Origin of the sequence: Cohnella hongkongensis (genome assembly GCF_042654645.1) — a bacterium.
Lineage (GTDB): Bacteria > Bacillota > Bacilli > Paenibacillales > Paenibacillaceae > Cohnella > Cohnella hongkongensis.
The window spans coordinates 1-16,164 of record NZ_JBHSEP010000021.1 but is presented as its reverse complement, the minus strand read 5'-3'; the positions used below and the strand labels follow the sequence as shown (position 1 = coordinate 16,164).

Annotated in this window: 11 protein-coding genes, 1 pseudogene and 2 CRISPR repeat arrays (1 of these 14 only partly in view); of the genes and pseudogenes, 10 read left to right on the top strand and 2 right to left on the bottom strand. The window is 47.4% G+C overall.

All coding sequences use genetic code 11. The annotated features are described in order from the left end of the window. Positions 1-313: a CRISPR direct-repeat array (repeat unit 32 nt; unit sequence GTTTCAATCCACGCTCCCGTATGGGGAGCGAC); it reaches 2,944 nt to the left of the window's first position. A 273-nt stretch (positions 314-586) separates the two neighbouring features. Then, on the bottom strand, positions 587-1,102 hold the full coding sequence (locus ACFO3S_RS22105; protein WP_378100652.1) for a hypothetical protein: 516 nt from the start codon (positions 1,100-1,102) through the stop codon (positions 587-589). 141 nt (positions 1,103-1,243) lie between these two features. Here ACFO3S_RS22105 and ACFO3S_RS22100 point away from each other — a divergent pair, with 141 nt between their 5' ends. The 9 genes from ACFO3S_RS22100 (at position 1,244) to ACFO3S_RS22060 (ending at position 12,934) form a co-directional block, all read left to right on the top strand. Then, entirely contained in the window at positions 1,244-1,834 is a 591-nt protein-coding gene (locus ACFO3S_RS22100) for a TetR/AcrR family transcriptional regulator (RefSeq protein WP_378100513.1), read from the top strand. 1,188 nt (positions 1,835-3,022) lie between these two features. Then, entirely contained in the window at positions 3,023-3,631 is a 609-nt protein-coding gene (cas6, locus tag ACFO3S_RS22095) for a CRISPR system precrRNA processing endoribonuclease RAMP protein Cas6 (protein ID WP_378100511.1), read from the top strand. 24 nt (positions 3,632-3,655) lie between these two features. Next, complete coding sequence (locus ACFO3S_RS22090) at positions 3,656-4,726, top strand: DUF6602 domain-containing protein (protein ID WP_378100509.1); 1,071 nt, start codon at positions 3,656-3,658, stop codon at positions 4,724-4,726. After that, positions 4,723-6,333, top strand: a complete 1,611-nt coding sequence (locus ACFO3S_RS22085; protein WP_378100507.1) for a Cas10/Cmr2 second palm domain-containing protein — start codon at positions 4,723-4,725, stop codon at positions 6,331-6,333. The genes ACFO3S_RS22090 and ACFO3S_RS22085 overlap by 4 nt, the downstream gene beginning before the upstream one ends. Then, positions 6,290-7,072, top strand: a complete 783-nt coding sequence (locus ACFO3S_RS22080) for a hypothetical protein (protein ID WP_378100505.1) — start codon at positions 6,290-6,292, stop codon at positions 7,070-7,072. Before ACFO3S_RS22085 ends, ACFO3S_RS22080 begins: the two co-directional genes overlap by 44 nt. Continuing rightward, positions 7,053-8,774 (top strand): hypothetical protein, encoded by a 1,722-nt coding sequence (locus ACFO3S_RS22075; RefSeq protein ID WP_378100503.1) that lies wholly within the window; start codon positions 7,053-7,055, stop codon positions 8,772-8,774. The genes ACFO3S_RS22080 and ACFO3S_RS22075 overlap by 20 nt, the downstream gene beginning before the upstream one ends. Next, positions 8,771-10,258, top strand: coding sequence for an RAMP superfamily CRISPR-associated protein (locus ACFO3S_RS22070; protein WP_378100501.1), 1,488 nt, complete (start codon positions 8,771-8,773; stop codon positions 10,256-10,258). Before ACFO3S_RS22075 ends, ACFO3S_RS22070 begins: the two co-directional genes overlap by 4 nt. Next, positions 10,248-10,619: a hypothetical protein gene (locus ACFO3S_RS22065; RefSeq protein WP_378100499.1), complete on the top strand. Its 372-nt coding sequence runs from the start codon at positions 10,248-10,250 to the stop codon at positions 10,617-10,619. The genes ACFO3S_RS22070 and ACFO3S_RS22065 overlap by 11 nt, the downstream gene beginning before the upstream one ends. 14 nt (positions 10,620-10,633) lie before the next feature. After that, complete coding sequence (locus ACFO3S_RS22060) at positions 10,634-12,934, top strand: hypothetical protein (RefSeq protein ID WP_378100497.1); 2,301 nt, start codon at positions 10,634-10,636, stop codon at positions 12,932-12,934. Positions 12,935-13,111: 177 nt separating this feature from the next. Here ACFO3S_RS22060 and ACFO3S_RS22055 read toward each other — a convergent pair whose 3' ends face one another. After that, positions 13,112-13,267: a hypothetical protein gene (locus tag ACFO3S_RS22055; protein ID WP_378100496.1), complete on the bottom strand. Its 156-nt coding sequence runs from the start codon at positions 13,265-13,267 to the stop codon at positions 13,112-13,114. 572 nt (positions 13,268-13,839) lie between these two features. Then, a CRISPR array of direct repeats spans positions 13,840-15,919; the repeat unit is 32 nt; unit sequence GTTTCAATCCACACTCCCGTACAGGGAGCGAC. Positions 15,920-16,049: 130 nt separating this feature from the next. Here ACFO3S_RS22055 and ACFO3S_RS22050 point away from each other — a divergent pair. Beyond that, positions 16,050-16,164 (top strand): annotated as a pseudogene (locus ACFO3S_RS22050) (helix-turn-helix domain-containing protein); the annotation flags it as partial.

Below are 16,164 nucleotides of genomic sequence, written 5' to 3'. Positions count from 1 at the left end.
CCAGTTGCGTGATGTACAGTTTCAATCCACGCTCCCGTATGGGGAGCGACATAACCCATTCATTCGGGCAAATGCGCCATATTTGTTTCAATCCACGCTCCCGTATGGGGAGCGACGTAATCCCATGCCTCCCCAATCATTCTTACGGCAGTTTCAATCCACGCTCCCGTATGGGGAGCGACCTTGAATGGCCGTTTTCGTGGTGCTACGACTATGTTTCAATCCACGCTCCCGTATGGGGAGCGACTCAACCTCGGATTTCATGGGTTCCGGAATGATCGGTTTCAATCCACGCTCCCGTATGGGGAGCGACAGCGCCCCATTTGAGACCTTGTGGGGCAAGGGATTTGGGGCTCAAAAGTGCGAATCGGCATTTTGGGGGCGAGAAAACAGGTTCAGAAATGCTCCGAAAACCCGAGAGCCCTTGTGCAGCAAGAGGTGCGAATCCCCCAGGAAAATCATGTGAGCTTGGGGTTCGCACCAATCACATATTTATGACTCTATTATACGCTCTTCTTGGGGATATAAGAAAGTAAATTGAGTTTTCACCGACGCCTCGTCTTGTTGCCGAAGCTTCCGAGAGGGGTCAGCTTTTTTTGGGCCAAACGAAATAGGCGATGGCGATCAGTAGATCGATGCCTAAGATTAGCGACCATAAACGAATCGTTCCGTTTAACGTTTCGGTTCGTTCCGGGTCCTGAACCAGGTAAATGAGTCCGAACAGACAGCCAACTCCAATGACGTAAGCAAGCACATGTCTCAGCCAGCTCTTAAAATAGTGTCGGGCATAGTCCAGGCCATAGCGTTTGACTGGCTTTTCTCCCTGTTTGGCGATGTAGTATCGAAAGCGTTCGTCTGCCCAGGCGATCATAGATTTGCCGAATGCGATGGATACACCGATGTACACGGCTGCGACTGCATGCGCGAGGGTCGCGGAAGCGCCGCGATAGAGGTCAAATCCCGTAACGGCAAGCAAGATTAAATCGATCAGGGGAGTAAGCGCAAGAAAAAATAATCCTAATCGCTTTTGATTCAATAGGTAGCGGGCAATCAAGCCTATTAAAATGACAACCCAGAAAGCGACCTCGCAAGCGACAATCATTACGCCAATGAAATTCAATAGCGCTACCTCCATCGTAATACAGCTGTATGATTTAGATTGGAAAAGTATATCATCCGCCTCGAAATAATACAACTGTACTATTTCGTTGTTTGCAGAGAACGCCTTTGCTACAATGAATGTATGACTAAAATCGTGGATCACGAAGAACGAAGATTACGAATTGCCGAGGCTGCTTTGCGTGTCATCAAAAAGATGGGCATGAAAGGAGCGACTGTAAGAAATATTGCCCGCGAATCAGGACTGTCGCTTGGGGCGCTTCGTCACTACTTTTCGACGCAGGATGAGTTGCTGAACTTTTCCATGGAGTTGGTGAAGGAGCGAGCGGCTGCCCGTATTTATGAATTGAACCGCCTGGAATTACCGATATTCGAAAAGGTTTTAAAGATACTGCTTGAGCTGCTTCCTACGGACAACGACAAGCTGGCCGAAATGGAGATATGGTTCGCGTACAACGCCCACTATAGAAGCAGCGATCCTTCCTACGATGTTCAGGGTGACGGCATACTGACTCTTGTTGCACATTTGCTTCGTAAAATGAAGGACTCCGGAGCGCTGCGGCAGGATCTGGACTGCGAGTTGGAGATCGAGCGGTTGTACGCTTTAATTGACGGCATAGCTCTGCACGCTTTCCTGGATACCAAGCGGGTGGATTACGAACAAATCAAAAAGCTAGTCACCTACCATATGAAGTCGATCTGTTCGGAATCGTAAGCGTCAAACCCAGCCCACCTGTTCGAGGGGAAGCTCTATGCTTTGCCTATCCAGAATGGCCAGACGCTGTTCACGCATCTGATCCGTAGCCAGTTTTTTTGTCCATGCCAGTTGAGTGGACAGCTTTTCGACTTCGGCAGGATTATTGATTTCTGCTCGTATTCGGGAGGAATTGGGCTTTTTGTTCCGGTGTGAACTTCCGTCTCATTTGGCTGTTTTCGATCGGCCGGACCATTAGTCCCAGCCAGCCCGGGGCGTCGTCCACAAGTTGTCCGATTCGTTGGTGTGCAGACTGCGAAGGGATGGCCGGCACTTCTGCAGGGCCTGAACGAAAGCAAAAGGCGATAGAGCGCAAGGCGCCCAGCAGATAGGCGCATTACTCGCGACTCCGGCTCCGCCACGATCTCCCCGATACAAGTCGATTCATACCGTTTGCAAGGCACGATGCAATCCGGAAGCTAGTGATGAAACTTCCGGTAATCGGTGCAACTCAAGCAGCGGGTGACGAGTAGGTAGCGTTCCCCACCTGTTCCGCCAACTTATGCTGACTGTTTCCAATGCCACGAGGGCTTCGCCGCGGCACGGAACGGTACCGCTTCTGTACTCCGAACAAAAAACGCCAGCTATATTCTCAACTAGCGTTTTCTTTGTTCCAATGACCATGTTGATTGAGGGATGCTTCCGGTTCATCTGTTCCCGCAGACGAACGCACAATGGAGGCATCCTTTTCTTTTCCTGAGATGAGGTCGTCAGCAACCGGACGTTATCTTTGAGCAATAACAGCCTAGTCGCAATTTTTTAATTTTTTGGCAGGATGTCTCATCATTGTGAAGAATAAAGTGTTAATTGAAATTTTGTAGAAATTTGTGGGAAGTTGGTGAAACGGCCATAATGCTATCACACATAGATACATTAACGTTAAAAGCGACTTATTCTGCTTCAGGTTCTGGCCAATTGCCACCTTACCTTGGTTCAACTTTAAGAGGCGTAATGGGTCACTGTATGAGAGATTTTGTTTGCCATTATCCAGGTTTGCGGTGTCATTTGTGCAAGATAAATTCGGAATGTTCGTACGCTCAGAATTTCTGCTCGCCTGGCAATGAAGGCGGGGCTGTCAACCCTTATGTGCTTCGCGTCCTGACGAGGGGAAAAACTCACTGGCAAGAAGGTGATATATGTGAGATCGAGTTGACACTGATCGGTCATTCAACGCGCCAAGCGGGGCTTTTCCTGGATGCGCTGCAGGAGATGGGGACAAGAGGATGGGGAGCGGCTCGTCTACCTTTCCAACTAGAGCAAGTAATAGATCCAATTCGCAATACACTGATCTGGAGCGGCGGAAAGACCTGGATGCGAAATTGCCAATCACAGCCATTGCCATGGATAGAGAAACAAGCGCAGGTGGCCGTTGTTCGTTTTCATACACCTGTTCGTGTGCTCATCAAAAGAGAGCTGTGCACCAATTTAACATTTGAAAATATCATTCAGTCGATAAGTCGGAGGTTGGTACTATTGTCGCAGGCTTACACCGATCATACGCTTCATTGGGACGAGGATGCGGTGCTGCAAGCTGCCAGAAGTGTCAGAACGGTCGAACAGCAGTGGCGGTATATTGATTTCGAGAGGTACTCTATGACAAGAAACGGAAAACTGTCCTTGGCCGCCATTGAAGGCTGGGCGCGCTATGAAGGGGAACTGACGGCGTTCACTCCATTGCTAGAAGCAGGACAGCATATTCATCTTGGCAAAAATGCCACGATTGGTTTTGGCCACTACAGTGTCGTGTATGACAGATAACGATTAAGCAAGGAGGATAACCGGATGTCTGATAAAAAAATGATGGGGAAGAACGAAACACTTCGACAGAAAGACGAAATTGGCTGCGAGGCAGTAAAAGATTGCCAAGACGATTCATCTACTGCATCGGACGGCAACATTCTTGAACATATTCTCGCCAATTATGCTTACAGAAATCAGTTAATGGCCAGCGAATTGAAAATAGCCTCCGATCATGCAGGACTGACGGGAGACTTTCGGGAAAGCATGTGGATGAGTTTTTTTCGCAGTATTATTCCCCTTAAATATTCGCTTGCGAAAGGCGTAAAGGTTATCGATTCGGAAGGCCAAGTCTCGCGTGAAGTAGACATTGCCGTTTTTGACGAACAGTACACGCCATATGTCTTTCAGTATCAGGGTATCAAATTTATTCCGATTGAGGCGGTTGTGATTGTAATTGAATGCAAGAGTAAAGATTATGACGACAAAAAATTGAAGTGTTGGAGCAAGCGTATTAATAAACTGAATGCAAGGCCAACCGGGATTGCTCGCATTGCAACGGGCTATTCTGTTGGATTCACCTCTCCAACGCAGATAAGGACGCGTCCGATTCGAATTCTGGCAACTATGAGAAAGTACGTTAGAGACAAGACTTTAATAGACGCCGCAAAAGAGTTAAAAGATTATTTTGATTTCATAATTATGGAAAAGGAGGATAAAGGTCATTATTCTTTTGAATACGTGTTGAATTATGAAGAGAAATCGCTTGGATGGTGGGGGCATTGGCTGAACAAGGGTGAGAAGCTTGGGGATCAGGATACACCGTTGGAATTGCAATATGTAGGCAAGGGCGATGAACGCACGGCAAACTACGAGGAGCTATCGTTCAACGATGATTCATTACTAAAGAATAGCGTAAAGGATTTACGGGTTAAGAATAACGCATTGCTATCGCTTAACTTTCAGCTGAACCAATTGCTCATGTTATTGAATAATCCAATGCTTTTTCCACATTATGCATACGCTAAGCGATTCAATAAGGCTATTCACGATAAGGAACTAACAGACAGACTGGAACAAGTTAAGCAAAATCCGAAAGGCAGGGACGATGGATGAGTGCGTATGTCTATATCGACGTATCCAGAAAGCAGGAATATATCTACAGGCAAAACAAATTGAGAGAGAATTTGCTTAATTCTTGCGTCATCAAAGCGGTTACGGAAAATTTGCAAGGGGATGCAGAACAGGAAGAAACAGCCAAGCAGCTTCCATTGTCGTTGAACGGATTTTTGGATAGGCGCTATAAGGGGCGTTATGTATTTGAGTTTTCAGGCGGCGGGAACAGTATTGTGCGGTTTGACGAAGGGGAAAGTCTTGCCGCTCACTTCGTAAGAGCTTACTCTACCGAATCGCTCAGACATTATCCGGAACTGGAATTGTACATGAGCATCGTGGATATTGCGGACACGGATCGAGATGTAATGACGGATATGGAAGTTCGCAAGCGATTAATTCAAAAGGCCGATTCGTTGAAGGACAAGCGTCGGGCAGCGTTCAGACGTTGGACTTATGGAATCGAACAACTCGATGAGACAGGAAAGGCGCTTCGAGAAGATTTGATTAGTCAGACAGATCGGATGAACCATGAATCAATCAAGCTGGCAAAGGCCATGATTGCCGGGAAGCTGAATAAGAAGTTGGACAATGAAGCGGTGCGATACACGGATGAGCTGCAAGACTATTACAAGCGTGAGAACGGCAAGAGCTACATTGGTGTTATCGCGATTGACGGCAATCGGATGGGTGAAATGGTAAACCGTTTAAGAAGCTTTGAAGAGCTTCGAACGTTTAGTGCGATCATTGAACAACTTTATCTGGAAGCTGTTACGGACGCAATAGCTCTGTTCGCCTCAATGAAGGAAAAAGATCCTTTCTTATATACCCCTATTGTAATCGCAGGGGACGACGTATGCATAATTGTGGAAGGCGAATACGCAATTGAGCTTGCAGCCCAAATCGTACACAACATTGAACAGTTATCCAAAAGTTCTGAGTATCGTGAACAATTGGAGGAGCTAGAATGCACGTCAGGGCTATCGGCTTGCGCCGGAGTAACAATTGTCAAGGTCGCCTATCCTTTCTATGAAGCGGTCAAATCGGCCGAATCGTTGTGTCACCGGGCCAAGGAAGCAATGCACTCGATTGTTCCATCCTCGGAGATGAATAAGTCGGCATCCTTCATCGATTGGATGATCGTGGAGGGACAAGTAATGGCAGACAGCAACTATGATAACAATGTTCAGCACTTGAATACAAAAGAACGCTATCATATCAAGCCGCTTCGGATCGATCAGGCATTCCCTTATGCGGATGGCGTTATCAGTTATTGGGCATTCGAAAAAATGGTTCGTCAAATCAAGGCTTTACCTCATAAAAACTCATTTCTGGAACAAATCAAAAAGGTGCAGTACGGCGGCTGGGTGTTATATAAAAGGCTGTTTGAGATGAATCGAATGGACGTCAGCAAGAACATCCAACAGCTTGTACAATCCATATTTGCGGAAGCCGCTGCAGTGCAAGTGGAGAATGCTGCTCTTGTGGAAAACAACGGTTCCTATACTTATGTTCTTAATGACGTCCTGGAAGCGATGGATTTCATGTCGGGAAAGGGGGATGACCATGCAGCAAGCGCAGTATCGAATTCAAGTTCGTTTGCTCAGTGAGGCGATCTTCAGCAGCGGAGAAAAAGAAGCCAATCTTGTACAATCCAAAGTGCTTGCGGATGCCGACGGATTTGTCTACCTTCATGCCAAGACGTTCAAGGGGCAATTAAAGAGGAAGGCATTCTGGTTATTCAAGCTATATGCTCAATTGGATCCTGAACGCGCTGTGCAATTTCTTGAATCAATTTATATTTTATTCGGGCTTAATAATTGGGAACTGGACATGCTTATGAACGATCTAAAGTCACTCCATAATAGTTCTTGGCTAGGTACGGTTATTGATAAGTTCAAAAGCAAGGCGAACATTCCTGGGCTGATCAAGCTCGGTCATTTGCAACTGCCAGAGTCAGTGCGAGCTTATTTTCAACAAATATTTGCGGAGCAGATTGCTTCCAAAGCGGGCGAGCAATCTTATATTTATTTATCCAGGCATGATGTGATTGAGGCGCAGACCCATATTCGTGTCGGCGTTCAATTGGATAACGGAGTTGCCAAGGACGGCATGTTTACTAGCGTTCACACCATTCGCAAAGGTCTGATCTTCTACGCGTCATTATCATTCGATTCACTGCCGAATCATGTTGTACTCAAAGATATGTACCGGATTGTCTATGCTGTGGATCGAATCGGCGCCAATATTCATCGAGGGCGCGGCGATGTCGAGTGCAAGCTGTTTGTTCGGACGCAAGATAACCAACAAACTGGGGAGGAACACTGGCGTGAAGTATCAGGTTATTGAAATCGTCAATCAAGAGCCTCTTAAAATCGGGGCAGGCGGCAATAAGACCAGTACGACGGAGCCATGTAAAGATTATATTCCAGGATCGACGATTCGGGGCGGAATAATAGGCCAAATGTTGAAAATGGGCATATGCGACGATCAGACGATCGGCTCGATTTTAAATCGGATGTTATGCTACAATGCCTATCCGTTTCATCCAGAGCAGAAGCGTCTCTACATACCTGCGCCTCAGCATTTACGGTTGGACAAGCACGAGTTCCGCGAGCGCCGGATGAAACTGGACCGGAATCGGAATCGGGATGACTTCGCCGATGATGAGTTGATTCATATGCTGGACTTGTCTGTCGATTCCGGGAGCACCGCCAGAAACATTCTTCCTTTCCGTTTTGTATCCATTCAGGATGAAGCGATGGAAGGGTTCAAAGTAACAAAGTCTTATCAACTTCATCATTCCCACAGCCTTAATCGAGATAAGAAGGAAAAGGAAAATTTGTTCAGTTATCAGGCGATTCAACCAGGGCATGTTTTCAGGGCAATCGTTCTGTATGACGAGGAGGTTGAATCTCAAGTTGATCAAGCATTAAATCGTACAACCCAATTATATTTAGGCGGATCCAAGGGTTCGGGATATGGTCTCTGCACGATAAGCACCATCAAAGATGCCGTTTCAAACTATAGGGAGGCCCAAGAGCGATTAAAGCTTCGAACACGCATTGCAGTCGGCGATGGCGATAAATTATCGAATCCACCGGGAGAGAGACTAGTAATTACTTGCTTATCCGATTGTCTGTTTCGCAACGAGCAAGGTCAGCCGATAAACGAAATACCTGCGCGATTATTCAATGAGCTTAGCGACGAACCCGTACACCTGTCATTGGTTGCGCAATACGTTCAGACCGGGCTTTCCGAGGGGTTCAACGCGAAATGGCATGCGCGATACCCCAAGGAAGCTACGTTGAAGGCGGGTTCTATTCTCATTTATACCTTCACTAGTGAAGTGTCTACGGAAGCAAAGTTGAAAATCATAGAAGGTCTGGAAGAACAGCCAAGAGGTTACCGAAGACAGGACGGTTACGGCTGGCTTGCGGTTAATGTGGATTACCCGAATAAAATGAAGGCGATTGAGGCTATCAATCAGATTATTCGTGTATCGGATGCTGGAAAGAAAACTGCCAGCGGTCATGCAACGGCGCTGGCACGCGTGAAGCAAGATCCCAATGCCAACGTTGTACTGAATATGATACAGCGAGGGCTTCGAGAAACGCGTGAGAAATGGCTCCAGGTCATATGCGATCGTTCGTGGCAATCGGCAGCAGATGATCGTGATGGCAGTGCATTAGTTATTGCGGAATCGTTAAAGTCTCACCATTATGAAAATATGAGAAAAATTGTTGAAGACTGGTTGGCTAATCGGGAACAAGAGAAGAGAGCGCGTCTGACAACTCGCCTGCACGGTAGAGATTATGAGGAAGATAATCAGAAATGTTCAATCGCGGGATGCAACTTCAAATCAATTATTCAGTATATGGACGGCCAGGGGGAGAATGCGGCGCTTTCCAATTATGCGAGAAAGATGCTCAATAGCAGCAGCGGATCGCTTTATTACGGCGATCCCGAAGATCCAGGCAATCAGAAGCAATTTATCGCTGAGTTGTTAAGTGAAGGATTATACAGCCGTGTTAGGAGGAAGTTGTCTTGACGGAGAAACGTATTTACGAATTTGTCCTTGAAGCAGTATCTCCAGTGGCTGTAGGGTCACGTGATTCCGGGGCGATCTTGAAAGATGCCTCCGGGAATCCCTTCATCCCCGGGACGAGTATTGGAGGCGCCTTAAGAGACTACTTAAACAGGTCAGGGGAATCTAAACAAACGGTATTTCAATATTTAGGCGGAACTGAACCTTCAGAGAACGCTAGTCCGGATGTTCGGCCCCAACAGACATTCATAGAGAGCCGTATCTATATCAGCGACGGCGATATCGTTAGCAAGGACGGTCAGGGACAGATTCAGATAGGCAACAAGCAGGGTACGGCTATCGATCCTCAATATCGGTCGGCGCTGAATAAGCATTTCTATACAATAGAATACCTTGAGCCGGGTTTTCTTGTAACTTTCCGGATTGAAAGCGACATTGAAGTGGCAGATGAGGAATCGGCCAAGCCCGATGAATTGGAAAGACTGATTAAAGTGTGGGCACTCGGCATCCAGGGTGGAAGCATTCGGTTAGGCGGACATAGAAACAATGGCTTTGGCCGATTTCGTGTGAAATCAGTGGGATTGAGGACGTATTCATTCACAGATCTGGCAGCAATCGACGCTTATATTTTTAATCGATATACACATCCATCTCCGCCAAATCCGGTGAAGTTCGATTCAGATTTGAACCGTACTTCTAGCGGCCAACATGTCATATCCATAGATATTCAGGGTAAATTCCCGTATGGTGTCTATCAGTCTTTTGACGATAAGGAAACAAGCGGGCGGAATAAAGGTGTTGCTGTAACGGGACCCTTAAAGAATGTCGATGGACAAGGCTGGTACATCCCTTCTTCTAGCATGAAGGGTCTGCTGCGAAGTGAATTCAGGCATCTATTACTCAGAATGCTTGTGACCCAGAACAGAGAGAACCCTGAAGAAGCAGTGGAATATATTTGTGCACAATTATTTGGCAGCACAGATCAACGCGGCATGCTAGTCGTTTCCGATATGAAGCTGGATGCCGCTTACGCAGAGGAAGTTGTCATTAAGCGACCCGCTAAAGAGGAAGAAAAATCTGTAACATTGCCGATCTATGTGAAGATCGATCGTTTAACCGGAAGTGTGATGGGTTCAGCGCTTAAGCATCAGAATGAAATTCATGGGAATGCCAGCTGGCATCTGGAGTTGTGGGTGAATGAAGTAGCCGGCGAGGAACACCCCTATATTTTTCCATTTGTTTATATGCTGCGGCGAATAGGCTCCGGTAAAGTGCCGATCGGCGGACGATCATCGATCGGGTTAGGCCAGTTTGCTGCAACCCGAATAGAAATATCTGGGGGTTACTGGAAGAAAGATCACCTTCAATCCGAACCGCTGCATCAAGACGATGTGGAATGGTTACAACGCAGTTATTCGGCTTTTGAACAATGGTTGTGCAGTCAATATAAAGTGTTCAAGGGTGGTGCAACATTAGATGAGCAGTAAGAAGTTTGATCTGTCGGATTTACAGATGGATTCATTTTATTACATTGCCCACTTACTTGATCGTGTGCTGGTCGGTTGTAAGGACGATGACCAATATAGTCGCCTTGTAAGTGCGCTGGAACTCGGAGAAGTGATAGAGGCTCATTTCTTTAACAAAGAACAAGAAATCTATATCGCCCTGGAAGAGGATCAATTGATTGCCTATGAGCCAATGAAGCACTCGAATGAAGGTTTCCAGCGTGTGTACCAGATCGACTCTGAGCGTTGGGGATATAAAAGGTTATTCGTAAGAGAGTACGTGGATTTCGAGGACCATTTGGCTTATGTCAGGCAAACCGTTCTATATGACTTGGAAAAATGAGGGGGGCACTGGGAATGGCCAAGGATGAATTAACTTTACCCTATGATTTTATCCCGTTTGTGAAGGAGTACCTGGATGACTTCTACACACCTTACATCTACGATTCACTGCCCAAGTTCAATGCTCCGCATTCGCCGGAACGATTGAGCGGAACGATCTCATACCTCATTGAGCCACACGGCGATTTGGTGCTGGAGACGAGAGAAACTCGCGATGGTCAAGTTTATTTGAGCGGGAGCCAAATTCGGGGGAAGATTCGAAATCATGTTGAAATGCTAAGTGGAAGTTATCCCGTCTTCGTCGACCGTTCCGAAATGCTGTATCGCAATATAACAGACAAAAATAGCAATTACCACAGAAAGTTGAAAGGACAGGATGAAGGAGATAGGGGGCCAGTCGCGGTCGAAGAGGCGGTTCGAGTCGGATATTTACAACGTATAGATAATAAATATTACATTATTCCTGCGAAGCCCTTTGGTCGAAAGAACTTTCTGTCCATTAAAGAGCATTGGCTCGTTCAACAAGGTGTGCTGGATCCGAAGCAACAATTATTTATTTGGAATCCAGATGGGAAATCGATACAGGAGTTTAGTGAGAGATTCCATAAAATTGAGCAGTTAAACGAGAAAATTAAAGTATATCGTGATCAATTGCAAAATAAGTGGAACGATAGTGTCAGGAAGAACTGGTCAAATGTTTTCTTGCAGCATTTTAACTTCACTAGAAATAAGGATTTAGAACGATTAAAGGACGAAAATAGAGACCATTCTCTGAATTTCCAAGAAATATGCAGACGGTTAGATGCAACGGTCAAGAAGCTGAGGCTCCGTTTGTATGAAGTTGTTCACCAGGATTCGTCTTTTGATCAGTTGATTGCGTGCAGCACGGAGAGATGGAGACTGAAGGCGGAGATGGATTTATATTACCGCTGCTTTATGATAGTCAATAACAAATTTGTGCCTTACCAAATGCCCCGATTCTTCGATCTGGCGAATGAAGAGAATGTTCGGCGAATGACTCGTAGCGGTGACGGGAAGCAACGGGCTGGGATCTTATTTTGTTCCTCTAATGCATCTTCCAAAAGGAGCCATTATCTGATTAATGAGCCTGACAATAGCCAAGAACTGATACCTGTTACGGAAGACGACATTTTTATGTATAAAAAGCAGTATGAAAAAATGCGGTTTAATAAAAAAGTTCGAGAAGAAGAGTTTCGGGCGTTTTATAACTTGTTCGAGGAAGGTGGAGCGGATGCACATGCATCTAAAGTCGTATTTTTTCAACTTTATCAGAGAGCCTGGGAGCAAGATAAGAATGGCAAGGAACCAGATCCGTTAGTTTGCCTTGGTCGCACACCGCATTTCAAAATTCCGTATGATTATCAGGTGAGCAATTTACTACGCAAAGAGTCTTCGGGTAAATTGGATTATGCGCGGGCTTTATTCGGTTTTACCGAAGCCGATGTGGGTCGTTCTGAATCTGAGTCCGAAGAGAAACATGCTTACAAGTCGCGTGTACGTTTCGGTCCAGCGATTCTCATTGGAGCTTGTCCAGAACCAGTCACCAAAGAGTTCCTGCTTCCGAGTCCATCTGCAACTGCAGAAGGGATGTATATTCATCCTGCCAATGGGAAATACGGGAGAGCATCCTATGAGAAAAAGAACAATATCGCTCCACCAGTTTTGAACGGACACAAGTATTACCATGTCATTCCTAAGCCGATCGAGTACACTTCGCCTGGTAAGAATAAAGAGACCGAAACTAAAAGGCGCGTATATCAACATACAGGAAAGTTTCATTTTGAAGGCAAGATCCATTTTACGAATGTTACTGCTGACGAATTGGGATTACTCATTTTGGGACTCGACATTACCAAGTTACTTGATTCAAAGCAGTATGGGAGAGAGGTCAGCCGTTATGAAACAATGCTGGGACAGGCTTACGAACTGATTGGAGGGGCTAAGCCTTATGGCTACGGGAAAGTCAAAATCAAAGTTGTAAACATTCAGCTTGAAAGAAACGAGGCAGATTTCGACTCGCTTATCATCGAGCCCGAAACAACGGTGAATTATTATACCCCTTACATCGATCAGTTTATTGGACGTATGGAAGAGCACATTTCTTACTTACAGCATGACTTGTTAGGGCATTATATTTTAAGTAAACAGATATTTACAACCGACGGTACTCAACATCTTAATTGGGCGAATATGACCAAGCTGCTATCGAAAGGTAAAAGCAAAGATCAAATCGGTTATCCTCGTCGCAGTTATCTTAAGTCCAGGTTTGTAGTTTCGCCTAAGAAACCACAATGAGTTTAAATCTACGCTCCAGTGCTGAAAGATAAATGAAATGGAGAAAGCCAGTTATCGGCGAGAGCGAGTTAGCCAGAATCGGCCAAGCGGCTTGACGATGAAGGTGTGGTGCGAGAACATCACATCGGCTTTGGGCAAATGAAATACTGCATTCGCAAACTGGGCTTGCGTCAGCGCTCACGTGCAGCGGCTTTGCCGAAGTGGATCGAGGTGATACCGGCCTCTGCCCTTGCTTCTTCGATAGTGGTTCGGGTCGGAGTTGCCCGGATTGAGGTCGCTGTCGGTTTCGATGCAGCCCTGCTGAAGCAGGTCGTTCAAACGTTGAGAGATCATACCTGATGCTGCCGCTGTCCGAACGCGTTCTGCTCGCCAGCGGTACAACCGACATGGGAAAGTCCATGACGGATTGCGGCACTGTTTCAGGAATCGCTTGGCGTTAGCCCGTTTGCCCCACGATTCTGCAATCAAGAACGGGACTAGCTTAAAATGCTGTACTGGGATCATAACGGCTTCTGGTCATTCTACCGCTGCTTGGAATGCTGCACAGCACGTTCCAATGGCCGCAGGTTAACGAAGCCTCGCCTGTCCTCTTCGTTCGCGAATTCCGCTGGCTACTGGATGGCCTTTCGCTTAGCCAGCGCCAGGCCCATCTGCCGATTCGAGCGGATCGCGTAGTATGAGGTTCGCCAATGGACACACATCTGCGTAGAAATCAAGCTTTGCAGCCCCGCAAATAGTGGTCTTGACCAAACGAACGGATTCCCCTACCTTGGTCATCATCGCTGTCCTCCGATTGCCGGACAAACCGCGCCTGATAGCAGCATAGATCAGATTCGCCCTCGCCGCAGGTGTGGGCTATTTGACGCTCACACAGTAACCGCTCATTGGCCATTTCTCAGACTTGCGGTTCAATCCACGCTCCCGAACAGGGAGCGACACGCTGCAGACGCAACTTGAGAAGGACAAAATCCGTTTCAATCCACGCTCCCGTACAGGGAGCGACTTAAGGATTTCATGGGAAGCTCAGACAGCCGAGGTTTCAATCCACGCTCCCGTACAGGGAGCGACCCGTGTAGTCCAAGTTTTCCGGCCCGATCGGCCAGTTTCAATCCACACTCCCGTACTGGGAGCGACAAGCGATCGTGAAGAAGCAGAACGGTTCGCAAAGCGTTTCAATCCACACTCCCGTACTGGGAGCGACCCCTTGGCATAGCCGAGCATGCTGAAATCGAGTTTGTTTCAATCCACACTCCCGTACAGGGAGCGACAGGTTTCGGACTCAGCTTCGTACCCCCAGTAGGTGTTTCAATCCACACTCCCGTACAGGGAGCGACAGCATTCCCTGACAGCAATTCGTATCTCACAAACGTTTCAATCCACGCTCCCGTACAGGGAGCGACCGGCTGCGAAGCAGCTCGCCGCCTCAACTTTAGTTGTTTCAATCCACGCTCCCGTACAGGGAGCGACCAGGCAGCTAAGGTCCTTGAGTTCGGCAAAGGCAGTTTCAATCCACGCTCCCGTACAGGGAGCGACTGCAATATCAACATGGGTTGATGACTATAAGGCAGGTTTCAATCCACGCTCCCGTACAGGGAGCGACCAAACCAGATACAGGAGATGCCGAAGCATAATTAGTTTCAATCCACGCTCCCGTACAGGGAGCGACTCTTCCCAATTATCAGACATGGCTTGAATATCTCGTTTCAATCCACGCTCCCGTACAGGGAGCGACATGATAGAGGTGTTGACGGGGTTGCCCGGATTCGTTTCAATCCACACTCCCGTACAGGGAGCGACAGCTCAGATATACTGGGCACATATTTATGGGCGTGTTTCAATCCACACTCCCGTACAGGGAGCGACCATGATGGACGGTGCAACCGATCCTGCGGAGCGTGTTTCAATCCACACTCCCGTACAGGGAGCGACCGTGTCAATCATCTTTTGGAAGATCGTTTCTCCCGTTTCAATCCACACTCCCGTACAGGGAGCGACTTTGTCGCCGTTGGAATCCGCAGTAATTGCAGCGGTTTCAATCCACACTCCCGTACAGGGAGCGACTATCAACAGTAAGCTCTCCGCCTGGAGGGACTTGTTTCAATCCACACTCCCGTACAGGGAGCGACATTGGCAAAGCTCGAGCAGCTGAAAATGAGCATGGTTTCAATCCACACTCCCGTACAGGGAGCGACTGGATGACCTAAACGGTCATACCTTCACAGGAAGGTTTCAATCCACACTCCCGTACAGGGAGCGACATTCATCTTTAAGATTCATCCAAAACCAATTCCGTTTCAATCCACACTCCCGTACAGGGAGCGACGGCGGAACCGACCGACTGGTGGCGTACGTCAACCAGGTTTCAATCCACACTCCCGTACAGGGAGCGACTTAAAATGGCCTGTCAGATGGTTGGATTGTTGCCGTTTCAATCCACACTCCCGTACAGGGAGCGACACGCGGCCTTTCTCCTCCCGGAAAGCCGCAAATGTTTCAATCCACACTCCCGTACAGGGAGCGACGGCAATCACTGTACATATTGGCAAGAGTGGGTTGGTTTCAATCCACACTCCCGTACAGGGAGCGACTAGCTGTATGACCAAAAAAATCGTTAAAGCTGCGGTTTCAATCCACACTCCCGTACAGGGAGCGACCAATAATTGTATTGACGAGGATCAATCCAGCGATGTTTCAATCCACACTCCCGTACAGGGAGCGACCCGAGCTTGGATAAATCCGCCACTGTCGCCCGATGTTTCAATCCACACTCCCGTACAGGGAGCGACAGCCCCGAGTTAAAGCGGTCCTGAATGTCCATAGGTTTCAATCCACACTCCCGTACAGGGAGCGACTGGCAGATTCGGGCGGCGCTGCGGGAACTGCACGAGTTTCAATCCACACTCCCGTACAGGGAGCGACTGACAAATCCACTCATTTCCGTGGTATTATGTAGGTTTCAATCCACACTCCCGTACAGGGAGCGACACCAACTCGCATGCACGATCACCCGAAAGAACTGGTGCTAGACTAGATAGTAGACACAGATTACACTGATGAAATGAAGAAGAATCGGAGGACTGTGTCGACATGAAAAAGCCCCTATTATGATGAAGCGTATAAAAGAAAGACAGTGCAATACATTAAGGAAAGCGGCAAGGCGGTGGCGGAGGTCGCCCGCGAACTGAAGATCAAGGACAATACGGTATATGGCTGGATGAAGAAGTACGGCA